Here is a 25,885-nt window from a genome sequence, read left to right as displayed (position 1 = left end):
GAGGTTACTCCGTAAGGGATTATGGACTTCATGTAACAGTTGGAGTTGGCTTAATCGCCCTGGCGGTTGCTATAATTTTATGTCAAGGTTTTGGGGAAATCGTGTAAAATCATACAGAGCTAAATGAGCGGGTATCCGCATTGAATTCCTTATTTTGGTTTTGTAGAGATTTGCCCAGTGACTCATACTAACTTAGACTTCTTAGCCCAGACCGATCCGGTAGCGGCAGAATTTATCCAGCAGGAACTACAGCGCCAACGCGACCATCTGGAGCTGATTGCCAGCGAAAACTTTACGTCGGCAGCTGTTTTGGCAGCACAGGGTTCTGTTTTAACTAACAAGTACGCAGAAGGGTTACCAGGCAAGCGGTACTACGGCGGCTGCGAGTTTATCGATAAAATCGAGCAGCTGGCGATCGATCGCATAAAACAGCTCTTTGGCGCTGCCCATGCCAACGTACAACCTCATTCTGGCGCACAAGCAAATTTTGCCGTCTTCCTATCCTTGTTGCAACCGGGCGACACGATCATGGGAATGGACTTGTCCCACGGAGGACACCTCACCCACGGTTCGCCAGTCAACGTATCCGGGAAATGGTTTAAAGTTTGTCAGTACGGCGTTAGTCGCGAGACAGAACAATTAGACTATGACCAAGTTCGGGAACAAGCGTTGCAACATCGTCCCAAACTGATTATCTGCGGCTATTCGGCTTATCCCCGCGTCATCGAGTTCGATAAGTTCCGCAGCATCGCAGATGAAGTCGGTGCCTACCTGCTAGCCGACATCGCCCACATTGCCGGTTTGGTTGCTACAGGACATCACCCCAACCCCCTCCCCCACTGTCATGTCGTCACCACGACCACTCACAAAACTTTACGCGGCCCCAGGGGTGGTTTAATTATGACCAACGACCCGGAACTGGGCAAGCAGTTAGATAAAGCCGTTTTTCCAGGCACTCAAGGCGGGCCGCTGGAACACGTTATTGCCGCCAAAGCAGTTGCCTTTGGAGAAGCCCTCAAGCCGGAGTTTAAAACTTATTCGGCACAAGTAATCCAAAATGCCCGCGCTTTGGCTACCCAACTTCAGCAACGCGGCTTCAAAATTGTTTCTGGTGGGACAGATAATCACCTATTGCTGGTTGACCTGCGCTCGATCGGCATGACGGGCAAACGCGCCGACCAACTGGTGAGTCAAGTTAACATTACGGCTAACAAAAATACGGTTCCCTTCGATACGGAGTCGCCTTTCGTCACCAGCGGCTTAAGGTTGGGTTCGCCAGCAATGACCACACGCGGTATGGGAGAAGCTGAGTTTATCGAGATTGCCGATATAATTGCCGATCGACTCCTGAATCCCGAAGACGAGGCAGTTGGCCAAGAATGTCGGGGTCGAGTGCGATCTTTGTGCGATCGCTTCCCCCTCTATCCTCACCTCAACATACCAGTACCCGCTCTGGTTTAGCGCCTATGAAAATCTTTCTCGCCCTAACTTGCGGATTGTTGGCAGGAACAGTGAAGTCTGGAAATGTAGTAGACTCTGCCTGACACTGTTTTGTCGCACTTCCTACTGATTTTCAGATGCCTTACGCCTACCATCTGATTGCCTTCGCAGTCTCAGCCGCTGTTGTCCTCTGGAGTACGCCAGCGGTCAACAAATTTGGCCTCAAAAGCGGACTTTTCGACATACCGGACAAACGAAAAGTCCACCAGCACCCAATGGTTCGCTTAGGAGGCGTGTCTATCTTTGCCGGAACTCTCATCGCACTTTTAGTCGTTTGGTGGTCAGGAGGCTTTCTAGACGCCGGTGGCCAGATTCTTCACCCGGACGAAGAGTATGAAATCTGGGGAGTCACACTTGGAGGTCTGGCCTTTTTCCTAATTGGCTTAGCAGATGACTTGTTTGGCTTATCGCCCTTCACGCGGTTGCTGATGCAGACGATTGTCGCCAGCATGGCTTGGAAGGCTGGTGTCCAAATTGAATTTCTCTCTATGCCCTTTCAGGAAGCACTGCCTTTGCCAGTTTGGATCGGTCTGCCGATCACGGTACTCTGGCTGGTAGGTATGGTCAATGCCACCAACTGGATAGATGGTCTCGATGGGTTAGCCGCTGGGGTGTCTGGTATTGGTGCCTTCGTGATGCTCATTGTTTGTTTGTTTATGGGTCAACCCGCAGCAGCATTGATTGCGGCGGCTTTGGCTGGTGCGCTGCTGGGATTTCTGCGCTATAATTTCAACCCCGCCCAAATCTTTATGGGGGATGGAGGTGCGTACTTTGTGGGCTTTACTTTGGCTGGCGTCGGGGTGATCGGTTTGGTGAAAACTACAGCTTTCACTTCTTTCGTTCTGCCTTATGTGATTTTAGCAGTCCCACTTTTGGATATGTCAGCTGTGATTCTCGATCGCCTCCGTCACGGTAAGTCACCTTTTCTTGCCGATAAACGACATCTCCATCACCGACTGCTCAAAGCTGGTCTATCCCACCGCTTGACTGTATTGTTTATTTATTGTTTGACTTTGTGGGCGGGTAGTTTGGCCTTGGCTTTTGCTGGCATACCTCATGGGCTAATCTATGCTGTAGGTGCAAGTTTGCTGCTGGCTTACACTAGCTGGAAAGTCTGGAAATACATCGAAACGATGAAGGAATAAGGATTAAGGATAAAAATTATGTCCTGTTCCTAAAAAGTTGGTCAAAGTTATCCAATCTCTGAGTCTTTTCCCTAATCCCTATTTTCTTTTGACTTTTGACTTTTGACTTTTGACTTTTCTAGCCCCTAGCCCCTCAAAAAAATGAGCGCCGAAATTATTTGTGTCGGAACGGAGTTACTGCTGGGTGATATCCTCAATAGCAATGCCCAGTTCTTAGCCCAACAATTAGCTCAATTGGGAATTCCTCATTACTACCAAACGGTTGTAGGAGATAACCCAGAACGTCTCAAACAAGTACTGGCTATTGCTTGCGATCGGGCCTCCATTCTCATCTTCACTGGCGGTCTTGGCCCCACTCCCGATGACCTGACCACGGAAACGATCGCAGACTTTTTTGGCGTCCCGTTGGTGGAACAACCGGAAATTGTGGAAGATATCGCCCAAAAATATGCCCGACGCGGACGTCAAATGACTCCCAGCAACCGCAAACAAGCCTTAATTCCTCAAGGTGCAGAAATTTTAGCCAACCAATGGGGAACTGCACCGGGTATAATATGGCAACCCCGCACTAATCTAACCATTCTCACCTTTCCAGGCGTCCCCTTTGAAATGTACGGAATGTGGCAGGAAATCGCTGTCCCTTATCTCAAAAGCCAAGGCTGGGGCAAGGAAATCATCTACAGCCGGATGTTAAGATTTTGGGGCATTGCTGAAGCTGCATTAGCTGAAAAAGTTGCTCCTTTCTTCAATTTGCCAAATCCTACCGTTGCCCCTTATGCAAGTCAAGGTGAAGTGAAACTTAGGGTTTCGGCTAAAGCTGTATCTGCTACATTAGCTAACGAAATAATTTCGCCAGTCGAACAACAATTGCGCCAAATTGCCGGAATGGATTACTACGGCGCGGATGGCGACAGCCTAGCTTCAGTGGTGGGTCAGATGCTGTCAGAATTCGGTGAAACTCTCTCTGTGGCAGAATCCTGCACTGGCGGCAGTCTCGGTAGTATGCTGACTTCTGTCCCCGGAAGTTCTAATTATTTCCTGGGCGGGATTATTTCTTATGATAATGCGGTGAAAATATCCCTATTGGGCGTTAATCCCGACGATTTAGATCGAGTGGGCGCTGTGAGCGAAACGGTGGCGAAACAAATGGCTGTCGGTGTGCTGGAGCGCCTCTCGACAACCTGGGGACTAAGTATTACGGGAATTGCAGGCCCAGGTGGCGGTACGGAAACTAAGCCTGTGGGTCTGGTCTACATCGGTCTGGCTGGGCCTAACAACCTGGTAAAAAGTTTCGAGCATCGCTTTAATTCCCTACAAGACCGCTCTTTGATTCGCCACATTAGCACTTGTACCGCTCTCGACCACCTGCGGCGGGATCTTTTGTCCAGATAATTGAAAAATTATTAACAATCCTTAACCTTGCCGATTATTTGTTATCATAAAGTAAAGGACTCAATCCCCAGGAGTACTTCTCCCTAATTTTTTTTGTATATTACAATACAAAAAAAGGGATTTTTGAGTAACCAAAACCGCAGACCTAATACTGGGTGTTTCGCCCCTGGGCGCAAGACTTAGACCGTATGGAAGGAGTTGTCTGTTAAATGGACTTTATCGAAGATATACTGGAAACGCTAAAGGAATTGGCACGTAGAATCATCGATGTGCTGCTAGGCCCAGAGATGCAACCCGAACCAGAACCTATTCCCATTCCTGTAAACGAACCAGGTCGTCGCCGCTAGTCTGTATGGATTGAATTACGCCATTGCACAAGCTGAGTATTTTGGTATTGCATGGCCCCAATCTTAACCTTCTGGGACAACGAGAACCGGGGGTTTATGGCCGCGTAACCTTAGATGAAATAAACCGCCTGCTAGAAAAAGAAGGGCAGGCGCTAGAGGCTGATGTGACGGCTGTACAGTCGAATCACGAAGGCGTCTTAGTGGATGCTATTCATGAAGCTTTAGGGCGTCATCAAGGAATTTTGATTAACGCTGGGGCGTATACGCATACCAGCGTAGCAATTCGCGATGCTCTAGCAGGCATTGCCCTTCCGACTGTAGAGGTTCACCTAAGCAACATTTACCGCCGTGAGGAATTTCGGCATCATTCCTGGATTGCAGCAGTTGCGATCGGGCAAATTAGTGGTTTTGGGGCCGAAAGTTATCGTTTGGGACTGCAAGCCCTAGTTTACCACCTCAGACAATCCCCCACATCGGGTTAGAATGGCGTTTCTTCCACAGAAACGTTATTAACATAAAAAAAATTAATGCGGTACTCTCTGTTAAGCAGGTTTCGCGGTGCCCTGCTAGGCGCTGCTATAGGAGAAATTTGGGGCGCTTACGGTGAATCGTGGCAGCAGGGGGTAAAAGAACCTTCTGGATTGCCGTCTAGCTGGGGGCGTTTGGTCGTTCGCGGCACCGAAGGCTTGATTCGGCAAGGAAAGTTGGATTTAGCAGATTGGGGCGAACCTTCATTGGGGAAGCGACCCTTGACGGAAAGCGGCAAGGCTTACGAAGAAGCCAGTTTTTCAGGGTATGCTTCGCCAAATACAGACGAAACATATACCAAATATGACCACAAAAGCGCAGCTGGTTCGGGGATAGTTGCGACTGTGCCGGTAGCTTTATTTTTTCACGAAGATGAAGTTAAACTGCGACAAAATTTGCAGCAGGTGGCAGATGTGTGGCAGGATGACTCTGTATTAAAGGATGGCACGTTAGCGATCGGGTATGCGATCGCACTCGCCCTCAAGGAAAGACTCGACCCTGCCACCCTGATTCCTGAAATCCTGATCTATCTCGATGTGGAGACGCCACTGGTACATCAACTCAGACAAGTCCAAACTTTGTTAGAAGAGGGTGCTGGGTTAGAAATGACTTTGGAGACTCTAATGCCGCGTCATTCAGCGCCGCGTCCCAATGTTGCGATCGCCTTGGCTTTTTACTGTTTTTTGAGTACCCTGGAAGACTTGCGCCTCTCTGTTGTCCGTGCCGCTCGTTGTCCGCAACCGGAAATTACCATAGCTTTAACAGGTGCTTTATCTGGAGCCTACAATAGTATAGCTGGGATACCAGTAGGATGGCGTCTGGCCCTGGGCAAACAAAAGGACGAGAATTCCCCTTTGGCTACACTCTGGGGACTACATTCCGAAACCGAACTATTGAGACTGGCAGCTCGTCTTCTGGCAGCTTGGTCTGGTGTTTGCGATGCAGAAAAGTTCCTGATTGACACCAGCCTTGTTTCAGCAGTTGCAGCTCCTAAAGTTATCAAGCCACGCTAAAAATATATTGGTGATGAGTTATTAGTCATCATTTATGAGCAACTGACTTTTGACAACTGACTTTTGACAACTGACAACTGACTTTTGACAACTGACAACTGACTTTTGACAAATGATTAAAGAACAACCTCAACTTTCACCCACCGGCGCTATCCAAAAGCCGTCGCAGATGGCAGATGGCACCTGGTTTGAATATCCCATCAAAGTGCAACCCCACCACACCGACTATTCAGGCAACGTCTGGCATGGTTCCTATATAACCTGGATGGAAGAGGCGCGAGTGGAATGCTTGCGATCGATCGGCGTTGAGTTTGCCGACCTGGTAGCCTTGGGTTGCGATTTGCCAGTGGTAGAGCTTTCCGTGCGATATCATCGAGCTTTGCGAATGGGAATGACAGCAATAGTCAAGGCGCGGATGACAGATATCGACGGCGTGCGACTGAATTGGGATAACCAAATTCAGTCTGTAGATGGAGAAGAACTATATGTGACGGCAAGGGTAACTTTAGTAGCAGTTGATAGGGAAAAAGGCAAAATTATGCGCCAATTACCACCAGCTGTCAAGGATGCCTTAGCTCGACTTTCCGTTTAAAAGGCAACTCTTGTGTGGGGCAGGCAAGATGCCCGCCCCACAAGATACAATTCCATCCTTCATATCATGTCCGGTGGCATCTGTTGCCTAAAAAATTTCCCCTCTTATCTGTGTTCATCTGTGTTTATCTGTCTTTATCTGTGGTAAAAATTGAACCACCGATGACAACAAACAATTTGACGATATCACTCTTACACTAACAATCCTACCGGACATGATATCACCTATCAGTAACCTTTTGCCAAACAGCTTGGGGAATCTGAATTATTTGCTGCCCAAGTTCTTGAGGGCCAATTCCAAAGGCTAGCTGCAAAATCAGTACAATTGTGACGTTCTCCCCCGTTAATTTCTGCGAAATATAACGGGGGCTTCTCAGGATTAAAACAAGGATAATTGTACTCCATTAAAACCCTAAGCTTCAGGCTTCACAGGCTGTCTACCGACTAAGCCTCCACCCGCAGAAACGATGAGTCCCACCGCTTGTAATGCTTTAATTAAAATATTAATTGCAGCGTTTTCATCCCTGTCCATAGTTAAATTACACTTCGGACAACAATGAGTTCTAACTGACAAAGTTTTAGGAACTTTTATGCCACAACCAGAACAGTCCTGTGACGTATTATGTGGATTCACTTTAACAATATGGACTCCGCATTTTACTGCCACTGATTCCAATATTGTTATAAATTGACTCCATGCAGCATCAAGAATTGATTTAGCTAGCTTTGAATTACGTGCTAGGTTTTTGATCTGTAAATCTTCGACTGCAATAAGATCGTAAGCCCTCACTAATTGATGAGCAGTCTTATAATGAAAATCCTTTCTTTGACGTTGAATACGTTGATGGATTTTAGCAATTTTATTCTGCTGCTTTTTGTAACTATTCGATCCTTTTTCCTGACGTACTAAAAACCTTTGTTGACGAGCTAAATGATTTTGTGCTTTTCTATAAATTTGCTGAATTGGTACAACTTCGCCATCCGATGTTGTTAAAAATTCCTTTAAGCCTACATCAATTCCTACCGCAGTTTTAACAGTATCAATCGGCTTTGGTGTTGGTACTGTCTCATCTTCAGCACTGATACATACATACCAACCATCGGCTTTTTTTACTATGGTGCAGGTTTTTAAAACAAAGCCGTGAGGTAGTGAACGATGAACAATTACCGGAATTTTACCAATTTTACTGAGTTTTAAAATCCCATTATTAATATGTGCGCCAGCCTTAGCACAATTGACTCTAGGAAAAGTAAATGAACGTAGTTCACCTACTTTTTTAAATCTAGGTCTACCTCCACGTTTCCCCGATTTATCAGGTTTAATCCATCTATCCCAAGCTTTGTCTAACCGCTTTAAATTTTGTTGTTGGACATCGTGATATATATATTTATACTCCGGGAATAATTCTTTGGTTTGCTTAAGGAGTCCTGCTTGAAAATTATAGTTAGGAAATTGTTCTGGAATATCTCCAATTGGTTCTGAAACTAATGAGCATCTATCAATACTGCATCTTGTACGACTCAACCAGTCTAAACGCTGCCCCAAAGAATAATTATAGTGACGACGCAATAATTCTAACCACTGCATCATCACTATTTTTTGCTCTGGACTTGGCTTAATTTTGTACTGGTAGGTTAATAGCATAGTTCTTAAAAATGCTACTATTATTATATACTAAAAATAATGATTCGCTACGCTCAATTTATATTTTGGTCGCAATTCCTCACCCGTTAAATCAGAGATTATAACGGGTGTCCCCTTGCTCCATTTATGATGGCAATTGAAATAGCTGTGCTTAGAGTTGCTTTGACTACTTTGAACAACCAGGTGAATACCAATCCAGATACAATTATGGCAGCAATCGAAATAATCAAACTTAGTGACATAGTTTTATTTTATTATATCGAAAGAATGGAAGTGCCTCTCTGTCCCAAGCTATAACTACCGATCGATCCTTATAATCAAGTCGATGACTTTTTGGTTGGCAGCTATATTTATATTTTCATAACCGAGTTCTGTCGCTTTTTGAAAGTCGTCGTTTGCTCCTTGGTTATCTCCAAGATCGGAGAGCATCGCTCCTCTGTTGAAGTAAGCTTCAACAAAGTTTGGTTTGATATTTATTGCCCGATTAAAATCTGCGATCGCATCTTCATTTTCCCTCATTTTGTAGCGAACTACGCCTCGGTTAGAGTAAGCTTCTGCAAATTCGGAATTAAGCTCGATCGCACAATTAAAATCTGCGATCGCTGTTTGGTATTCTTCCATAGTATAACGAGTCGCACCTCTGCTTGAGTAGGCTTCTACCAAATTAGCATTTAAAATTAAGGCCCGATCGAAATCAGCGATCGCTTCTTGATAATTTCCCATTTCATAGCGAACTGCACCTCGATTTGAGTAAGCTTCTGCCAAATTTGGAGACAATGCGATCGCGTTATTAAAATCGCCCATTGCTAGCTGATAATTACCCAGCGTATAGTAAACGATACCCCGGCTGGAGTAGGCATCCAAAAAGTCAGAATTTAGGCTTAATGTACGATGGTAATCTTCTAGCGCTTCTTGATAATTTATGAGATATTGCTGCAAAGAACCTCGGATATAATAATTTTCGGCAAAATCCGGTCTCAGACGAATCAAATCCGTGTAATCCCCAATTGCTCCCCGATAATCTCCCATATCGTTGATGCGAACCAAAAATATTCTTGAAGACGCTAACGAATAGTCAGGCTTGTTGCGAAGCAACAATTTATAATCATCAATTGCTCCCTGATAATCTCCGATTTGTTCGCGAGTATAAGCTCGTTCGTAATGGGCTTTAATAGAGTGCGGATCGAGAAAAAGCCACTGGTTATAATCCTCAATTGCTCCTTGATAATTATTCATTTTTCTGCGAACATAAGCCCGTTTTTTATAGGCATCCGTATAGTAAGGTTTGAGATCGATTAAGCGATTATAATCATCAATAGCTGCCTGGTAATTTTCCATCTTTTCCCAAACATAAGCCCGTTTTTCATAAGCATCAACATAGTTTGGCTTGAGACGAAGGAACTCGGTATAATCCTCAATCGATCCTTGGTAATTTTCTATCCAGTTGCGGGCTTCCGCTCGTTTTTCATAAGCATCGGCATAGTTGGAATTTATTTGAATTGCCAGATTGTAATGTTCGATCGCTCCTTGATAATCTAATAATTGCAAGCGGACATTGCCTAATTCATAATGAAGAGGAGCAATTTCAGGATGCTGGATTACACCATGAGCAAAATCTCCGAAAGCCCCTAAAAAATCTCCTTGCCCGAATTTAGTTACAGCTTGGTTGAAAAATTCGTCTGCATTCATTGGATTGCACTCCTATAATTTGGTTGATGGCTCGTTGTTATCTAATTAAATATTATGCTGCTGAAGTTGTCGCAGAACCCGATCTACTTCTTTGTAGAAAGCCATGTTTCTCTGGTAAGAACAGATTCTTAACGAGTTTCGTAAATCTTCTATTGCTCCTTTAAAGTCTCCCAATCTAGAACGAGCGATACCCCGTCCGTAGCATCCATGTTCATCTTTGCTATCAATATTACCTTCTGCTCCGTCTATTCGCTGAGCTTGGCTGTAATCATAAAAAGCTCCTTGTTCGTCGCCTAAGTCATAACGTGAATTTCCCCGATTGTAGTAGGCATCAGCAAAGTTTTCGTTAAGATTTATTGCTTCAGTCAAATCTTCGATCGCTCCCTGATAATTCCCTAGCAAATATTGGGTAACTCCTCGGTTGTAGTAGTTATTGTCGCTGGGATTGAGACGTATAACTTCGGTAAAATCTGCAACCGCTCCTTGATTATCGCCTACGTAGGAACGACTAGCACCTCGTATATAATAGGCATTGGCAATATCGGGATGTAAATTAATATAATGAGTGAAGTCCTCAATCGCTCGTTGATGATCCCCCTGGCTATAACGGACGCTACCTCGCATATAATAGGCGTCTGCAAATTCTGGATTTACCTGAATTGCTCGATCGAAATTTTCTATTGCTCCTTGATAATCTCTCCCGTGATAGCAGGTTTTACCTAATTCATAATAGATAGGAGCCAAGTTGGGATTAAGCGAAATTGACTGACCGAAATCTGCGATCGCTCCGAAAACATCTCCTTCTCCAAATTTGGTCACAGCTTGGTTGAAGAATTCTTCAGCGTTCATTTTGGCTATCCTCAAAAACTAATGACTGACTACTACTATTGTAATTGCTCTCTTACCCAAGCGCGAAAAGCTTTCATTGTTGGACTTCTTCCTGCGGTTTGACTCTGCTTAACATATTGGGTAATTATTTCTGTAATTGGTAATTCAGGAAAATTCGGGCTGGTGTTGGATTCAACATATTTTTTGTCTTGCAGCAAGTTGATTTTTAACTCTCGTCCATCATATCGCCATAATTCGGTAACGCCTAAAGCTTGATAGCTGTTAAATGGCACGCGAGAATCGCTGGTATTGTCAATTTCAAGCGCCAAATCCGGTGGTGGATCTACTGTTAAGTCTATCTCTCGCTTGCCTCTAATAGCAGCTTCATTCTGAATGTAGAAACATTGATCTGGTTCTACACCGCTTTGCATATTTTCACGTTTGAAAGTAGTAGAACCAACACTTCTAAAGTCAATGTTAAGTTCTTCTAGTAGTGCCTTAACCAAGTCACTGATAATTTCTTTATCATCCTCATGTCCGAGTAATGGCATCTTGATTTCCACTGTTTCATTGTAATACGCTAATCTAACAGCAGAACCTTCTCCCATCGACTGAAGGATGTTTTCAAACATCTCCCAGCTAACATTTTCCATCTGCACTGTGTTACCGGGCGGGACAATTAATTGTTTCAGGTCAAAAAATACTTGCTTAATTTCAGTTTTCATCGGTGTAATGGATGTTGTTGATGGTTCGATCTTATCGAATTTAATAAGATCTTGCCACCCTGGGTTCGCTCCTTTGAATATCTTTGGTATTTCTCCATTGCATCTTGGTATCGCCGCATATTTCCCTCTTGCCGATAAATTGATGCCGCCATACGCCAATCTTCGATCGGGCCTTGCTTATCCCCAAGATGATGGCGGAGATCGGCCCGATTGTAACGAGCGTCACCATTTTTAGGATCGAGTTGAACTGCGCGATCGCAATCTGCGATCGCTTCTGGAATTTCTCCTATCTTTATGCGGGCTACACAGCGGTTGGCGTAAGCTTGGGAATTGCTCGATTCCCGTCGAATTACTTCGTTGAAATCGGCTATAGCTCTTGTATAATCCTTATTCCCAAGCCTCTCCAATCCCCGATTGTAGAAATACTCCGCCATTTGTTGATTAACGAGTATTTGCAGATTTTGGTTTGTACAAGCAGAGAGTAATCCGCCACTTACAGAGAGGATTGCTAAGGTAGCGATCGCTCTGACGAAACAATTCATTTTATCGAACTGAAATCATGCGCTCTTCCATCATCTTGCTCGCTTCCAGCACTTCCTGTCTTGCCCACTTATCGGCTGCGATAATATCTTCTAACGATGGATTTGTGCGATGATCGGATTGGTGGCGATCGCACACCCTCTCAATCAATCTCGGAATATCCAAAAAGCCGATCTTCTCTTCCAAAAATAGCGCCACCGCTTGTTCGTTCGCCGCATTCAACACAGCAGGCATCGAACCACCCGCACGACCGACTGCATAAGCCAACTGCATACAAGGATATTTTTGATGGTCGGGTTCCCGGAAAGTTAAACTGCCAGCTTTCACCAAATCCAAACGTTCCCAATCTGTGTAAATTCGCTCCGGCCAAGACATAGCATAAAGCAATGGCAAACGCATATCAGGCCAACCCAACTGCGCTAAAACAGAAGTATCTTGTAACTCAATTAAAGAGTGAATAATACTTTGGGGATGGATAACAATATCGATATTGTCGTAATCCAAACCGAAGAGGTAATGAGCCTCAATAACTTCCAACCCCTTATTCATTAAAGTAGCCGAATCGACAGTGATTTTGCGACCCATCGACCAGTTAGGATGCTTCAGCGCGTCTGCAACTTTAACTTCTGCCAACTTCTCAACCGGCCAATCTCGGAAAGCACCGCCAGAAGCTGTCAGCAGAATTCGCCGCAACCCACCTGGGGGAACACCCTGGAGACACTGGAAAATCGCCGAATGTTCTGAGTCTGCTGGTAATAGCTTAACACCGTGTTTCTCTACCAAAGGTATAACAACTGGCCCACCAGCAATCAAGGTTTCCTTATTTGCCAAGGCGATATCTTTGCCAGCTTCGATCGCAGCAATAGTAGGTAGCAACCCCGCACAGCCTACAATACCCGTAACCACAGATTCTGCATCGCCGTAGCGTGCCACTTCAATCACTCCGGCTTCTCCAGCCAGTAAGATGGGTTGGGGGTCGAGGTCAGCAAGCGCCGCTTTGAGTTCGGGTAACTTATCTTCTTCGCAGATAGCCGCAATTTCCGGTCTAAACTGCCGGATTTGCTGAGCCAGCATCGCCACATTGCGTCCAGCTGCCAACCCCACAAGCCGAAACCGATCGGGATACTGAGCGACGATATCCAGCGTCTGAGTGCCAATAGAGCCAGTGGAACCAAGAAGTGTAATCGCTTTCACAATTTTTAAGAATTAACCGCAATTTTACTATACGCTTTTGAAGCCCCTAAGCGGAAAGTCGCCCAATTTAACCAATAAATTATTGGTTTGGTCGTCCATAAATAAATTCGTGGATAAAAAATAAAGCATAAAATTGTTGTTTTAAGCCCAAATAGGTTGACTTATGGTTTAATTTGTGATAACTTATCTCAGCAATTAAATAGCTGTGTATAATTTGTTTGAGCAAGCAGGATAGATATTAAGAGTGGACATTCTACTAATTGTTGCTGAAGTCAGCCTTCTGATTTTAGTTTTCTATCTGTTTAACTGGTTATTTGGAATAATTTCTAAACACAGTATCAAAGTTTCTTGGCTAAAGGGACGCGCTGAGAAGATTAAACTTTTGCGCCGCAATATCAGCAGACTTTCACTGTTCATTTGCGTGGTTCTTTGTTTAGCGCTGATTGGTGCAAATGGGTTATTGCTTTATCAAGACAAAAACGTACAGGAATATCAACTAGCTTTAATTTATAGTATTCCTATTCAATTTTGGCAAGGGCTGGTTACTGCAATTTTGAAAAGTATTAGCCTTTTGAGTATAGTAGGATTGAGCGTAAAACCCCTACATAGTTTACTAGATGTAATTTGCGATCGCACGAAGCGCTACGAAAAACTCTCAGCTAATGATGAGAGCGTAGAGACTTTTTTTAGTTTACTGAAAATAAACCTCACCAATAGCATTTGGTTCCTAGCTGTTATCCTGTGTGCCCAATTTTTACTTGTGCCACAAGTTGTTATAAATTATCTATACATCGCCTTAAGAATTTATATCATCATTGCTCTGGGGATACTTTTTGTAAAAGCTATCTCTGCGATCGTTAATAGCTTAGACGATCTGGGCATTAAATACTCCCGTCCCGATAACTGGCTGCGTTTCTACGACCATCTGCGCCAAGCACTCCCACTGATTCAAAAGTACCTGGAATATGTTATATATGTTAGCATGGCAACACTGGTTGTTTTACAAATTGATTTCATAGCTGGGATGGCTGTTTACGGCCCAAGAATAATTCAGATTATTGGTATTATATTTTTTAGTGGCTTCTTAGTTCAAGTTACCAACTTAACTATCGAAGAGATACTGCTCAAAAACAAAACTCTGACAGACTTACAAAAACAAAGACGATTAACTATCATCCCCCTCATCCAGAGCTTCGTGAAATATCTGATTTATTTTACCGGAGGGATTGCTATCCTGAGAAATCTAAATATAGACCCCACGCCTATTTTAGCAGGCGCAGGTATCGTAGGTTTAGCGGTTGGTTTTGGGGCGCAAAACCTGATTAACGATATGGTTTGTGGATTCTTTATCCTGTTTGAAAACTATTACTTAGTTGGGGACTATATCCAAATAAAAGATTCATCTGGATTTGTAGAGGCAATTGACTTAAGAACCACCCGCATTCGACATCCGAACGGTCAATTATACATTGTCCGCAATGGAGAAATTAACAATATTATCAACTATTCTAAGCAATATATTTATGCGGTAGTGGAAGTACGAGTATCCTATGAATCGAATCTCGATCGCGTGTACGCAGTTATAGAAAAACTAGGAAGGGAATTAAATGAAAATAACGAGGATGTGCTGGAGCCAACGCTAGTAGATGGAGTAGAAAAATTTGACGAATACAACTTGTTAATTCGGACTATCACAAAAGTAAAACCAGGCACTCATAATAAAATTCAACGATTGCTTCGCAAGCTGATCAAAGATTTATTTGACAGGGAAGGAATTGAAATTCCTTTTGTGCGGCGAATATTAATTGTTAAGAATTACCCAGAAAGTGATTCTTTAAACACTGACATTGAGTTATTGTAACATCTCTGGGCTACAATCTTATCCGCTTTTAATTAATTGCTCTTCCGTATTTACTATGCTATTTGAGCAGAGGGGCAGGGGGGCAGAGGAATAAAAATGTTATTTTTAACAAACGCTCAAAGCAAGGACGGGACTGTATTTGTACTCAGCAGTAAAGCCGAAGCACTTTGCTACAACACAAAGGCGATCGCCTGCCTGTTAAGCCGGATACCGATTGCTTTAACTTATGTCAAAATTTAGTGAAATTTCCGCTTGTTCGATTTATCCTTATATGGTATGGGGTTGCGATCGCTCAGATCGCTGCCACTCCCGCATACAAGTCGCTTGCTATCTGCCTTGCGACTTGAGCTAAACCATTTTAATTACAAATTAAAAAAGGAAATCTACGGTTATGGCACAAGAATCCGCTGCCAGCTTCTTTAAAGCTATCCAGCAAGATGAAGCATTAAAGGCAAAACTCAAAGCAACAACCGATGCAGAAGCTTTTGTCAAAATTGCTGAAGAACGTGGCTATAAATTCACAACTGAAGAACTGCAAAAGCAGATCGAACAAATGTCTCCAGAGGAGGTAGCAGCTTTTATCAATCCGGGGGTTGGCCCAAGGCGGCACCTCGTCGCAAGGTAATTTGTGGTTAAGTAGCGTAGGGTGCGTTGCAACGCACCCTACAAAATGCTAACTTTTCCAACTCGTCAAACCTTGCAAAGAATTTTGCAAATCGTGAGTTAAATCAGCAACAGCTTTACGACGACTGGAGTGATACTCATCCCATCGAGATGAAACCGATAGAGGTTCTCCCACCGTTATTTTTACCCTTTGCTTACCGAGTTTGGGACGCCCGAAAGGGTTGCCTCCCTGGATTCGAGTTAACATATCCCACAGCAATAAAGTTGTTTCGGCAAACCTCTCTACGGTTGGTTTTTCCAAAACGTATCTGCCTGTCACCGCCACAAAACTTTCTACCAATCTCATGTGCCACATTCGCAGGCTAGCTTCTTCGGCAATGCGATCGGCTAAACCGCGTTCTAGCGGCGATAATGCTTCTAGGTTCTTGATATCTTCCCGATAAATCCAATCCCAACCTGCTTGTTCCAAACGCCGACAGCGATCGATCAAACTGCCTTTTGGCTGGAGATTAAACGACTTTTCTGCCACTTGCAATACTACGTCAAGCAGGGCCTTGAGTCGGAATGTCAACGCTTCGTTTGCATCCATCGTTGCTAATTCTGGCGGTTTTGGCAGAGTTTGATGATAAAAGCGGGTATAAAAGTCTTCTATCAAAAGTAATATATGTTCGCCCAATCGATGAAGTCTTCGATAAAGCAAGGATGAAGGATGAAGAATAGAAGATAAATCTTTATCGATCGCTTCAGATTCATCTTTCATTCCCACAGGCAAACCGCTATCGATTTCCAATTGAGTGAGAAGCTTTTCTAAAGACTGCCAGGGAGCTTCGATATACTTGTACTGAATACCGATCGGCACCATAAAAACTTCTTGCGATCGCCCAGCCTTGAGTAAGTCTTCCACACACCAAAATCCCATTTGGGCAATCCCCGGTTCTAGCGGGCTGATAATTTCATTGTGACCGTTAGTGGCTCCTTCTGGAGATGCCATCATCGGGAATTGTGCATTGGCAAATAAATTGCGAGCGGAACGCAAACCCATTCGATCTACTTTACCTCGATGAATGGGAGTACCGCCTAAGTTGGAATAAAGCCAGCTTACAGATGAGCCTGCCCACAAAGGTATACCGCGATCGTAAATAAAATGGGCATGAATTGGATAATTCAACGAAACGCGCTGCTGTTTGGCTACTTGCGGCACCAACTTCCAAAGCAAATACGCCAGACTAAGCGGGTCATCGGTACTGGGATGACGAAATGCCATCAAGAAGCGGATTTTACCTGTCTGAAACTGACGGTACATATCGACTAAAACTTCGACATTTTCAGCCTCAATATTGGCGATCGAAGTCTTATATTCTAGCCAAAAGGGTAGTAGCAATTGAGTACCCCGGAGAACGAGGGGGTTGAGCGCTGGTGGAATAAATTCTAAAGGCGGTTGAACGTGATTCATAGGGAGAAGGGGCTAGGGAAGAAGGGGTCAGTTGTCAGTTGTCAGTTGTCAGTGGTAAAAATCAAGATTTCCAGAGCAATCATTGGCAATTTTTAGTGCTGAGTTATTTCCGCCATCCTGCACTAGGGGCTTTCTTGCTACGGGCTAGGGGGGCAGAGGGGAGTGGGAGAGTGGGAGAGAATGACCAATGACTAATGACTAATTTTATTTTGACTTTTGAATGAGTGACTTTTGACTTTTCTAGCCCCTAGTCCCTAGCCCCTTCTTCTTTATTCCCAATTTTGCAATTCAGCAATCCAGTTCTGCATGACGGAGGCGATCTGCGATCGCCTTGTTTCAAAGTTGGCAGCAAGCCAAATGAAAGCAATACCAACGATGAGACCGATCGCCCATTTTAAAAACGAGTAGCTATAGTTGAGAATGACTAACTGGACGGTAGCATTGATTAAAAATGCTATCGTTCCAATATAAAGGAAAGCTCGTACTCTGAAGCCTAATCCGGCCAAAATCGCAAAAACACTTAAGAATCCAGAAACCAAACCAGTCCATTGCTCAGTCCATAAAGATATGCCACAAATCAAGCCTATTCCCAGCAGGCGTAGGTTATGACGATTCTCTCTCTGTTCTGGCAACTTTAAAGTACGATCGACTTGAGCAATGTACAGCATAGACAAACCGATAGGGATGACGTACCACAAGGTTTTGGTTAGCTGTAGATCCTGCCAAAACCAGCGATAAATAGCCCAGTCAATTAGCATTAAGCTGAGATAGGTAAATCGGATATTTTCTGCTTTTTTAGCCAGCCATAAATAAAAAGCAGCGACAGTTATTAAATTTATTGAGTTAATAACTAAACTCGTTACTAATACAGTTAATCCCGGCAATGCTGCTGCTGAATACTTCCAGGGATTTACAGGCCAACCCCAATTTCGCCAAGGTAAAATGTAGAGAATCAAGGCAATAGCAGAGGCGATCGGACCCAACCAAGCATCTAATACGCTCAGTTGTGGCAAAACTAATCGAGCATATACACATACTCCGGCAACTTCGATTAATCCCAAATACACCCAATCGCTAGGATTAAATCTAGTGGACTGATAGCGTCCTTGTACTATGGCGTAGGCGGCTAACAACAAACTCACAGTAATGCCAAGTGCTGTCAGACGCGGCTGGGTGCCAATTCCCATTGATGCCGTACCGAACATCAAGGAACCCCCCAATGCCCAGTGAATGTGAGCGGTATAGACGATTTCTGTGGGGTTAAGGCGTAGATATGGCTCCAACCATTGAGCTAGTAAGCGATAGACAAAAGCGATCGCAAAAGCGACTACCGCCAACACTGTTAACCCATCTGCCGGGTTACCTCCCGGCGATTGGAGCATTTGATAAATTACCAGTTCGGATAAGGATAGAGAAACACCCGCCAGGGACAAATACTGTAGTGTCTTCCACTGAGGAATTTTCCTACCTACACCAAGCCCAACTATTGACGCGCCAAGTACAAGCACTCCTGTCCAATAATTGAAATTACTGGCTCGTAGCGCCACGCCAAATAAGGCATAAAGTAGGGGCAAAATCCGAATACTGCTTAAAGCAGATGGATGCCGTTTTGTCCACAATGCAGCGACAATTAAGATGATGAGTGCGATCGCAATATTGGCGATCGCTAATTCCAGGTTAGAACCGCCGCCCAGTTTAACGCCCTGTGCTACCAATAACTCAAATGCCCAAGCTAGAGCATAAACAGATAAGTTATTGGGATTTGGGAAAGTGCGATAGAGATTTGCCCCCATCAACAAAACAGCAGTTGTTAAATAGGCAACTCCCCCTGGGAAAATATGCCAATAAACCCCCAATGATTGAAGTGAGAACAATAGCAGTTCCAAACTGCACAGCCCGATCGCCCAAATATCGACTGCCCGTTCATAAAGAAGAAACAAAGAAGGAGAAGTTTTTTCTCGATCGCCAGCTATCTCAGCTTGGGCTGCTTTTACAGAACGTTGAATTAGCAAGCTTCGCAGCAACCACAAAATATTGATCGCGATCGCAAAAACAACAAACCAACCCGCTACCGACAGTCGCGCAAATCCAGGTACGCCCTCCCATAAGCTGAAGCCAAAGAAACTCAGCCCAAATCCCACAGTAATTAATGCTACTGCCAGATGCTGCAAACATCGCGTATTTACCAACATTAAGATGGTGCCAATACCCAACCCGACTAACCTAGCTGCGGGTATTTGCAGCGTCAGGATTTGTACCATACCCAAGGCAACTACGCTTAATCCGCTGGCTACTTCTCGCCGCGATGTTTTAGTTTGACTGGCAACGAATGTGAGTGTTATGGGTGACATTAACCACAACATTTTCCAAATGTAATCACTGTTGAGATCGGCAGCAAATAAAAAGTAACTCAATCCAGCTAGGCTTAATCCTATGTACCAAGCACTGCTTTTAGCAGCTGATGTTTTTACAGGACGATCGGTTTCTTCTCTTTTCGTGTTGTCGATGCTAAATAACCACTCGACAACCGTCACGGCTAGTAAAATTGTCGCCCACATTTCTCGATTGAGATCTGGCGAGAAGTAGTTTATGCCAGAGGTAAGTGTCAGGATGGCGCTGATGTGGGCTAGGTACACCACGATAGTTCTGGGGTTTCGCCAGCTGACAATGCCCAGCATTACGGTGGAAGCGAGCAAATTGAGCGATCGCAATAACGGATTGGCTATGCTAATCAAAGTGAAAATCAATCCAAACGAAAACGCGATCGCTTCACCAAATTCAGCCAGTTCTAACTTTTGGCGGTGATAGAGCCAGTCTGTAAGTACTACTATGCAAATAACATAAGGAAATAGCACCACGCTCAGCAGCGCATAAGGATTCTCTTCAGAATTGCTCAGATTGATTGCCGTGTTAATCAGCCACTGCTGATTTTGTGGTGGAATCAAGCGGAAAAATAACCACATTGCTTGCAAAGCGATCGCTAAAATGGCTACTAAATCGACTCGCAGCCAAAATCGTTGCAAGCGACTCCCAAAAAACCACAAGCCTAATCCACTAACTGCGATCGCCTGCCAAGCCGGATCTGCCCCTACTGCCACTAGCCAGCCTAACAATAACAAGCCACCACCTATTCCCTCCCAATTCGATGCGGAAAATGGAGGTGAGACGGTTAATGGAATGGGGTTTTGCTGAGATAACCAAGCAATCAGCCAACCGCAAATCCCTATGGCTAAGCCGATCTGGGTAATTTCTACATGGCTAGCAAAAATCGCCCGTACCAGCAGCACTGCTAAGGCATAAACTACTATGCCGATTTTGGATTTTGGATTTTGGATTTTGGATTTTGGATTGGGGATTGGGGAAGAAGGAGAAAGAGCAAAATTTTCCCCTTCTCCTTCGACTTGTCCTTCGACTTGTCCTTCGACTTGTCCTTCGACTTGTCCTTCGACTTTTTCTTCGACTTCTCCTTCGACTTTTTCTTCGACTTCGCCTATTTCCCTACTCTTCCGAATCCGAACTTTGCCGATTGTGTAGCGCCAAATCAAAAGAATCGCAGTTCCTACTATTCCCAGATAAACAGCAAACAGGGGAAATCCTGAAGATTCCCATCCCCAGTGCAGGTAGCACAATCCTAAATAGTTAATGAGTGCTGAGTATTCGAGATGGCGGGGCCGATCTTTGAGCAGAAGGATGGTTATGCTGGTGAGGGTAACAGATGCGATCGCCACAGTCAGCCATTCCACCGGGCTTCCCCACAAGCGAAAGCCATCCATTGCCCAAAAATTGACTGGCACTAAAAATAGCGTCACCAGTTGCAAAGTCCGATCTGTCAATTGTAAATTTCTCTGCTTCCCTGCCCAAAAGCTTACTCCCCAGAAGATTGAGGTATAGCCCAGCAACACCCCATACTGCCCATAAGCAGGGAACCTCTCCCATTGAGTAGCGGCTAGCACCCCGGAGGACACCACCACCATAAACACACCCAAAAATAGCAGCCAACGAATACTGAGTTCCGCCATCAGCGACTGCAATATCTGCTTTTGCTTGCTGGATGACTGTGCTTCTGTTGCTGTCCCTACCGCTTCTTGGCTGGGGACAGCAGATATCGGCGCAGGCATCCTTGTGGTGACAAGCGGCTGGGGTAGAGGACAGGTGAGGTATTTTTGGCACAACTCCCTCACTTGAGCCTCAGAAACCAAACCTAAGCGCAGCCAGATGTCTAGCCCTTCTAATAAAGCGGGCTGCGAAGAGGAAAGTATCACTTCTAGTCTGAGGGAGCGATCGGGTTGGAATGACATGAGCAATTTAGTCCCCACTCTCAGACGGCAAGATTTCCCAATTATTATATTTTCCGACGATATTGGTTATCTTTGGTTATGCCACTTCCGCGATCGATCTGTGAGGGGAGGGGGTAAGAGGTGAGGGGGTAAGAGGTGCAGAGGAGAAAAAGAATGATAGATCATCTTCTAGCGTGAAGGGAGTAAGATGGGCCTAATTAACTGAACAGACAGAAACCCGGTTTCTCCAAGAAACCGGGTTTCTAAGGGTGCGGCGATTTTACGTTTAATTATGCCCACCTACTTATTTGTTCTCATTTTAAATTTTATTAAATTATATAAATAATTTTTCAAATTAATACGGAGAATAAAAAGTCTATATGAGTCACCCTAGTTATAATTACTGAGCAAAAACCAAAAAGATCTCAAAACCCCGACTGAAAGTCGTGGAGAAGAAAAAAATATTTTCAGTATTGCAATTCCCCAAATGACCGTCTGGGGGTGATTACCAAAAAAATTCTTCGATCGATTGACCTTACTTCGCACCAGGCAGCCATACATTATAGTTATCCTTCTGACAACAGAATAAATACTGTCTTATATCTTCGTCGAAACTTTACAAAAGCTGGGAAATCAGCAAATCTATATGAAGTTTTGATGAAGTTAGGCAGATGGGAGGTTGTTAATGTTTTTGAGATGTAGTAAATGTCTATATAATCCTGTTTGCAAGCATCTATTTTTCAGTCAGATGACTTGACGTAGTTCAAGTTTGTTCAAGGGTTGCATTAGGATGCCAGAGTATATAGCAACCTTCTCGGCGATTAGGACAGTATTAAACGGTTCTTCGCAAGGCGGGGACTGTGTTTGTACGGCTTCCGTTGCACTTCCTACCTCCTACTCAGCACTCAGCACTCAGCACTCAGTACTTTGCTGCACTCAGCACTTTGCTATATCTGTTAAAACTTGATATTTTTGCACAAAATTTTCTTGAGAACGCGATATGTCAAACCTAAGTTACCCCACCAACTCCACCGATCGGGCCTTAAAATTTTTAGAGCAAAATACCTCTTTTTTACGCTCTTTGTTTGCCAACTGTAACCACGACGCTGAGCAGGTTACAACGATTATTGAACCAATTTTGAATGCCCCTAAGCGCTGTGAGATTGCCCCATACTACATCCAAGCCGTTAACACGGATAGGACAACTTTTCTGGTAACTAATATTACCGAAGATCAAGGGGTTAAAGTTATAGATGGTGCTTCCAGTTGGTTGATTGGAAGGCGATCGAACTGCGCGATCGCTATCCAAGACCGCTGTATCTCTCGCCACCACTCTGTAATTGGGCATGAACTTGGCAAGCACTTTCATATTGCAGATATTGGTAGCAGGAATGGCACTAAGGTAAATCATCGTCAGTTAAATACTTTAGAGCGCCGTACTCTTCGGGATGGAGATTTGATAGAGATAGGCTTCGTTCAGGTAGAATTTTTTGTAGCTACCTCTCAAGAACAATCCTTAATATCCACGGAAGTAAATATTACTGACTCAATGTAGTGTTAGTAGTTTGCTTTTCTGTTCCTCCTCTTCTTTAATTTTTAATTTTTTAATTTTTTAATTTTTAAGTAGCGGCTGTTTGCGCCGGTCGATCGACCACTTCCTGGAACTTGATCGCATCAAGGCGCGGATCGACGTGGCTAACCCGAACTTCTAAGCGATCGCCCAAAAATACAGAACGCCGGAAGCCCATCGGCAATTCCAGCCCCAAATCCTCCAACAGAATTAACCCCAACCTGTCGTCTTCTCTCAACCAGCGCAACAGCAGCGCTTGCCATACCCGATCCGAGTGACGGCGCAGATATTCCAAAGCCCAATAGCGATGGGTTTGACGTTCCACCAAGCTAGCTTCCTGGCTCACCGCCGTGACGCTCATTATCACTTCCCTCAACTCATCTGCCGAGAAAGGCAAGCGATCGCCTCGCAAATGAGCTTTAATTTGGAAATGGGTCAGCAAATCCGTGTAGCGACGAATCGGAGAAGTCGCCTGAGTGTAAGTATCCAAGCCCAGACTCGCATGGCGAGCCGGAGTGATGCTCATTTCGCTGCGGGGCATACAGCGACGTACTGCTGCCGATCGAACCCACCCAGCTGGAAGTTGCAGTAATTCCTCTTCCGAAGGTAGTTCTGGTTGGGGCTGACCGCGAAAGGGTAAAGCGATTTGGTGGGTTTGACCGTAACGAGCTGCTACTTCGCCAGCCAAAATCATCATTTCTGCTACCATCTGACGCGATGACGAGTCTTCTAAAACTTGGATGTAGATCTCGTCATCCTCAACTTTAATCAACCCTTCTGGCAGGTGGATGCCGATCGCACCTTGAGAACGCCGCCACGATTGTCGCAGTTGCGCCTTAAGGTGAAGCGCAGCCAATTCTGGTTCTGCCGGAACGCCCAGTTCCAGCATTTCATCCACATCTTCGTAAGTCAGGCGATAAGTCGGCTTGATAATGCTGGCATGGATGCTGTACTCTTGCACCGCGCCAACTTCATCCAGCACAACGCCGAAGCTGAGAGCGTTACAGATTTTGCCCTGGATCAGACTCATTGGCCCCGTGGCTAGTTCTGTGGGGAACATCGGGATCGGGCCTGTCGGCAAATACAACGTTGTACTGCGACGGCGAGCCTCCATATCTAATTCATCCCCTGGTGTCAGCCAACGACTGGGATCGGCAATGTGAACCCAAAGCCGTCCGCGCCCATCTTCAAGTTTCTCCCAACTCAACCCATCATCGATTTCGCGAGTACTTTCGTCGTCAACGGTGTAAACCTTCAGATGAGTCAAATCCAGGCGATTTAAGTCTGGATCTGCGGGTAAAAACTCTATACGCTGCTGAGCCACTTCTAGCACCTTAGTAGAAAAGTGAACTGGGATCTGGCTGCGCCGCAGAAACAGGTTCTCGTGTGTACTCCACAAGCCTAGCTGCACCAACAGATCGAAAGCTGCTTGAGGAGTACCGGCTCGCTCCAACGCGGACAGGGTTTCTTGGGCTAAAGCACGTCCCGTGGCTTCTTCTCCCAGCGCTCCAAACCGTTCTAATGCGTCCAAACGAGTGCGATCGCTACTTTGCCATTCCACCGACTCCCCAGCCAGTCCTTGCTGCACGCGAGCCCAAAATTCTTCAGACTCTCGTTTGCGCTGACTCGCCACTTCCCACTGATGTTTCAGTTCCTCAACCAAAGTGCGAGAGCGGGGCTCGTAGCGATCGCCCTTTTGTTTAAAATAAAGCTTGTCTTCCGACAGCAAGTAGTACGCCGCGTAGCACTGAGCCGGACTTTTCTCCGAAAACAGCAACATAGCCATCTCCGCTACGTTGGTGCTATTAGTACCATCCTCGACCAATATTTCCCAAGCTACTTCCAAACTGTCAGGGTCGAGATACGGCTCTACTTCCTGACGAAACTTTGATATTTCTTTTTGCAAGTAACTTTGACCAGTTACTTCATAACTGATTTGCTGGGGATTGACGGTATAAGATTGACCGCGCTCATCTAGCACGACCCACTTTGTTTTCCCCTCTGGACGTTCTGTAACGACCAACCGCCGCTCTCCATGTAGCCGAACTTCGACCAGCTTTCCTTTTTCCACAATCTGTTGATATCCCAGTCTTGAGATTTTAGATTTTAGATTTTAGACTTTAGATTTTGGATTTGGGGATAGCTGCATTAGTAGCAAATACTTTGGAACTTAGCTATAGCCGAATAATCTAAAATCCAAAATCCAAAATCCAAAATCTGCTTACCCTTCTTGGTTAATAAAGGGCAACAACGCCACTATGCGGGCCCGCTTAATGGCTATGGTCAGGTCTCTTTGTTGCTTAGCCGTCAAACCCGTGATCCGGCGGGGCAAAATCTTGCCCCGCTCCGTAATAAATTTGCGTAACAGATCGACATCCTTGTAGTCGATCGGATCGGTTGGCTTAATTGGGGAAAGGCGGCGACGATAGTAAGTCATTTTTAGTTATCCTTTGTCATTTGTCATTTGTCAAAAGTCATTGTGCCATTAGCCATTGTGTCATTTACTACTGACCGATGACCAATGACTGATGACTATTTGATTTCCTTGTGAACAGTCTGTTTGTTACAGTGACGGCAGAACTTTTTCAGTTCTAGTCTCGCCGTCGTATTGCGACGGTTCTTTTGCGTGGTGTAACGAGAAACGCCATTCGATCGTTTGGCTGGGTTAGTGCGACACTCGGTACATTCCAATGTCACAACAATGCGAACGCCTTTAGCCATAATTTTGCAAGCCGTACAGTCTGGGCAGAATTAAACACAAATATCTATCATTTCACATAATGGGTCGCTTCAGCAACTAATCGCTTAACTTTTTTGAGGGGCTAGGGGCTAAAAAAGTCAAAAGTCAAAAGTCAGAAGGGACAAGGGGGACAAGGGCGACAAGGGGGACAAGGGCGACAAGGGGGACAAGGGCGACAAGGGCGACAAGGGCGACAAGGGCGACAAGGGCGACAAGGGGGACA

23 protein-coding genes are annotated in these 25,885 nt (G+C 44.9%); 12 read left to right on the top strand and 11 right to left on the bottom strand.

Going from position 1 to position 25,885, the window contains the following annotated elements; translation table 11 throughout:
- Positions 1-177: 177 nt before the first annotated feature.
- From glyA to LAY57_RS29000, 7 genes are all read left to right on the top strand, one after another.
- Positions 178-1,461, top strand: coding sequence for a serine hydroxymethyltransferase (gene glyA, locus LAY57_RS29030; RefSeq protein WP_249070660.1), 1,284 nt, complete (start codon positions 178-180; stop codon positions 1,459-1,461).
- 116 nt (positions 1,462-1,577) lie between these two features.
- The gene (locus LAY57_RS29025) at positions 1,578-2,645 is read left to right on the top strand and encodes a glycosyltransferase family 4 protein (protein ID WP_249070659.1); all 1,068 of its coding nucleotides are present in this window, start codon (positions 1,578-1,580) and stop codon (positions 2,643-2,645) included.
- Positions 2,646-2,786: 141 nt separating this feature from the next.
- A complete protein-coding gene (locus LAY57_RS29020) occupies positions 2,787-4,037 on the top strand; it encodes a competence/damage-inducible protein A (RefSeq protein ID WP_249070658.1) in 1,251 nt (416 codons plus the stop codon).
- Between the two features lie 209 nt (positions 4,038-4,246).
- Positions 4,247-4,384: a hypothetical protein gene (locus LAY57_RS29015; RefSeq protein ID WP_249070657.1), complete on the top strand. Its 138-nt coding sequence runs from the start codon at positions 4,247-4,249 to the stop codon at positions 4,382-4,384.
- Between the two features lie 23 nt (positions 4,385-4,407).
- Complete coding sequence (gene aroQ, locus LAY57_RS29010; RefSeq protein WP_249070656.1) at positions 4,408-4,866, top strand: type II 3-dehydroquinate dehydratase; 459 nt, start codon at positions 4,408-4,410, stop codon at positions 4,864-4,866.
- 45 nt (positions 4,867-4,911) lie between these two features.
- Entirely contained in the window at positions 4,912-5,925 is a 1,014-nt protein-coding gene (locus LAY57_RS29005; protein WP_249070655.1) for an ADP-ribosylglycohydrolase family protein, read from the top strand.
- A gap of 112 nt (positions 5,926-6,037) precedes the next feature.
- Complete coding sequence (locus LAY57_RS29000) at positions 6,038-6,517, top strand: acyl-CoA thioesterase (RefSeq protein WP_249070654.1); 480 nt, start codon at positions 6,038-6,040, stop codon at positions 6,515-6,517.
- A gap of 411 nt (positions 6,518-6,928) precedes the next feature.
- Here the strand turns inward: LAY57_RS29000 and LAY57_RS28995 are convergent, their stop codons facing one another.
- The 6 genes from LAY57_RS28995 to dxr form a co-directional block, all read right to left on the bottom strand.
- On the bottom strand, positions 6,929-8,161 hold the full coding sequence (locus tag LAY57_RS28995) for an RNA-guided endonuclease InsQ/TnpB family protein (RefSeq protein WP_275994390.1): 1,233 nt from the start codon (positions 8,159-8,161) through the stop codon (positions 6,929-6,931).
- A 297-nt stretch (positions 8,162-8,458) separates the two neighbouring features.
- Positions 8,459-9,850 carry a tetratricopeptide repeat protein gene (locus tag LAY57_RS28990; RefSeq protein WP_249070652.1) on the bottom strand — a complete coding sequence of 464 codons (1,392 nt, stop codon included), beginning with the start codon at positions 9,848-9,850 and terminating at the stop codon, positions 8,459-8,461.
- A 45-nt stretch (positions 9,851-9,895) separates the two neighbouring features.
- Positions 9,896-10,699 carry a tetratricopeptide repeat protein gene (locus LAY57_RS28985; protein WP_249070651.1) on the bottom strand — a complete coding sequence of 268 codons (804 nt, stop codon included), beginning with the start codon at positions 10,697-10,699 and terminating at the stop codon, positions 9,896-9,898.
- A 35-nt stretch (positions 10,700-10,734) separates the two neighbouring features.
- Positions 10,735-11,403 (bottom strand): Uma2 family endonuclease, encoded by a 669-nt coding sequence (locus tag LAY57_RS28980; protein WP_249070650.1) that lies wholly within the window; start codon positions 11,401-11,403, stop codon positions 10,735-10,737.
- The gene (locus LAY57_RS28975) at positions 11,400-11,945 is read right to left on the bottom strand and encodes a tetratricopeptide repeat protein (RefSeq protein WP_249070649.1); all 546 of its coding nucleotides are present in this window, start codon (positions 11,943-11,945) and stop codon (positions 11,400-11,402) included. Before LAY57_RS28975 ends, LAY57_RS28980 begins: the two co-directional genes overlap by 4 nt.
- 1 nt (position 11,946) lies before the next feature.
- Positions 11,947-13,137, bottom strand: coding sequence for a 1-deoxy-D-xylulose-5-phosphate reductoisomerase (gene dxr, locus LAY57_RS28970; RefSeq protein WP_249070648.1), 1,191 nt, complete (start codon positions 13,135-13,137; stop codon positions 11,947-11,949).
- A 244-nt stretch (positions 13,138-13,381) separates the two neighbouring features.
- Here dxr and LAY57_RS28965 point away from each other — a divergent pair, with 244 nt between their 5' ends.
- From LAY57_RS28965 to LAY57_RS28955, 3 genes are all read left to right on the top strand, one after another.
- A complete protein-coding gene (locus LAY57_RS28965; RefSeq protein ID WP_249070647.1) occupies positions 13,382-14,998 on the top strand; it encodes a mechanosensitive ion channel family protein in 1,617 nt (538 codons plus the stop codon).
- Between the two features lie 96 nt (positions 14,999-15,094).
- Positions 15,095-15,238 carry a hypothetical protein gene (locus tag LAY57_RS28960; protein WP_249070646.1) on the top strand — a complete coding sequence of 48 codons (144 nt, stop codon included), beginning with the start codon at positions 15,095-15,097 and terminating at the stop codon, positions 15,236-15,238.
- 151 nt (positions 15,239-15,389) lie between these two features.
- The gene (locus LAY57_RS28955) at positions 15,390-15,623 is read left to right on the top strand and encodes a Nif11-like leader peptide family natural product precursor (protein ID WP_249070645.1); all 234 of its coding nucleotides are present in this window, start codon (positions 15,390-15,392) and stop codon (positions 15,621-15,623) included.
- 48 nt (positions 15,624-15,671) lie between these two features.
- On the opposite strand, the gene LAY57_RS28950 is transcribed toward LAY57_RS28955, so the two are convergent.
- Positions 15,672-17,075 (bottom strand): lysophospholipid acyltransferase family protein, encoded by a 1,404-nt coding sequence (locus LAY57_RS28950; RefSeq protein WP_249070644.1) that lies wholly within the window; start codon positions 17,073-17,075, stop codon positions 15,672-15,674.
- Between the two features lie 38 nt (positions 17,076-17,113).
- On the opposite strand from LAY57_RS28950, the gene LAY57_RS28945 reads away from it, so the two are divergent.
- A complete protein-coding gene (locus LAY57_RS28945; RefSeq protein ID WP_249070643.1) occupies positions 17,114-17,266 on the top strand; it encodes a hypothetical protein in 153 nt (50 codons plus the stop codon).
- A gap of 78 nt (positions 17,267-17,344) precedes the next feature.
- On the opposite strand, the gene LAY57_RS28940 is transcribed toward LAY57_RS28945, so the two are convergent.
- The gene (locus tag LAY57_RS28940; protein ID WP_249070642.1) at positions 17,345-21,373 is read right to left on the bottom strand and encodes a DUF2157 domain-containing protein; all 4,029 of its coding nucleotides are present in this window, start codon (positions 21,371-21,373) and stop codon (positions 17,345-17,347) included.
- Between the two features lie 979 nt (positions 21,374-22,352).
- Here LAY57_RS28940 and LAY57_RS28935 point away from each other — a divergent pair.
- Positions 22,353-22,907: an FHA domain-containing protein gene (locus tag LAY57_RS28935; protein WP_249070641.1), complete on the top strand. Its 555-nt coding sequence runs from the start codon at positions 22,353-22,355 to the stop codon at positions 22,905-22,907.
- Between the two features lie 64 nt (positions 22,908-22,971).
- Here LAY57_RS28935 and LAY57_RS28930 read toward each other — a convergent pair whose 3' ends face one another.
- From LAY57_RS28930 to rpmG, 3 genes are all read right to left on the bottom strand, one after another.
- On the bottom strand, positions 22,972-24,993 hold the full coding sequence (locus tag LAY57_RS28930) for a ribonuclease catalytic domain-containing protein (RefSeq protein WP_249070640.1): 2,022 nt from the start codon (positions 24,991-24,993) through the stop codon (positions 22,972-22,974).
- 150 nt (positions 24,994-25,143) lie between these two features.
- Positions 25,144-25,359 (bottom strand): 30S ribosomal protein S18, encoded by a 216-nt coding sequence (gene rpsR / locus LAY57_RS28925; RefSeq protein WP_249070639.1) that lies wholly within the window; start codon positions 25,357-25,359, stop codon positions 25,144-25,146.
- A 95-nt stretch (positions 25,360-25,454) separates the two neighbouring features.
- Entirely contained in the window at positions 25,455-25,643 is a 189-nt protein-coding gene (gene rpmG, locus LAY57_RS28920; RefSeq protein ID WP_249070638.1) for a 50S ribosomal protein L33, read from the bottom strand.
- Between the last annotated feature and the right edge of the window lie 242 nt (positions 25,644-25,885).

The sequence above is a fragment of the Argonema antarcticum A004/B2 genome (genome assembly GCF_023333585.1).
GTDB classification, from domain to species: Bacteria; Cyanobacteriota; Cyanobacteriia; order Cyanobacteriales; family Aerosakkonemataceae; genus Argonema; species Argonema antarcticum.
Note: the sequence above shows the minus strand (reverse complement) of the source record. Positions and strands in the feature narration are given on the sequence as shown.

Coding starts and splice junctions, on each gene's coding strand:
- LAY57_RS29025 (WP_249070659.1), top strand. CDS start 1,578: ATGCCTTACGCCTACCATCTGATTGCCTTCGCAGTCTCAGCCGCTGTT.
- LAY57_RS29020 (WP_249070658.1), top strand. CDS start 2,787: ATGAGCGCCGAAATTATTTGTGTCGGAACGGAGTTACTGCTGGGTGAT.
- LAY57_RS29015 (WP_249070657.1), top strand. CDS start 4,247: ATGGACTTTATCGAAGATATACTGGAAACGCTAAAGGAATTGGCACGT.
- LAY57_RS29005 (WP_249070655.1), top strand. CDS start 4,912: ATGCGGTACTCTCTGTTAAGCAGGTTTCGCGGTGCCCTGCTAGGCGCT.
- LAY57_RS29000 (WP_249070654.1), top strand. CDS start 6,038: ATGATTAAAGAACAACCTCAACTTTCACCCACCGGCGCTATCCAAAAG.
- LAY57_RS28995 (WP_275994390.1), bottom strand. CDS start 8,161: ATGCTATTAACCTACCAGTACAAAATTAAGCCAAGTCCAGAGCAAAAA.
- LAY57_RS28990 (WP_249070652.1), bottom strand. CDS start 9,850: ATGAATGCAGACGAATTTTTCAACCAAGCTGTAACTAAATTCGGGCAA.
- LAY57_RS28985 (WP_249070651.1), bottom strand. CDS start 10,699: ATGAACGCTGAAGAATTCTTCAACCAAGCTGTGACCAAATTTGGAGAA.
- LAY57_RS28980 (WP_249070650.1), bottom strand. CDS start 11,403: ATGAAAACTGAAATTAAGCAAGTATTTTTTGACCTGAAACAATTAATT.
- LAY57_RS28975 (WP_249070649.1), bottom strand. CDS start 11,945: ATGAATTGTTTCGTCAGAGCGATCGCTACCTTAGCAATCCTCTCTGTA.
- LAY57_RS28960 (WP_249070646.1), top strand. CDS start 15,095: ATGTTATTTTTAACAAACGCTCAAAGCAAGGACGGGACTGTATTTGTA.
- LAY57_RS28955 (WP_249070645.1), top strand. CDS start 15,390: ATGGCACAAGAATCCGCTGCCAGCTTCTTTAAAGCTATCCAGCAAGAT.
- LAY57_RS28950 (WP_249070644.1), bottom strand. CDS start 17,075: ATGAATCACGTTCAACCGCCTTTAGAATTTATTCCACCAGCGCTCAAC.
- LAY57_RS28940 (WP_249070642.1), bottom strand. CDS start 21,373: ATGTCATTCCAACCCGATCGCTCCCTCAGACTAGAAGTGATACTTTCC.
- LAY57_RS28935 (WP_249070641.1), top strand. CDS start 22,353: ATGTCAAACCTAAGTTACCCCACCAACTCCACCGATCGGGCCTTAAAA.
- rpsR (WP_249070639.1), bottom strand. CDS start 25,359: ATGACTTACTATCGTCGCCGCCTTTCCCCAATTAAGCCAACCGATCCG.
- rpmG (WP_249070638.1), bottom strand. CDS start 25,643: ATGGCTAAAGGCGTTCGCATTGTTGTGACATTGGAATGTACCGAGTGT.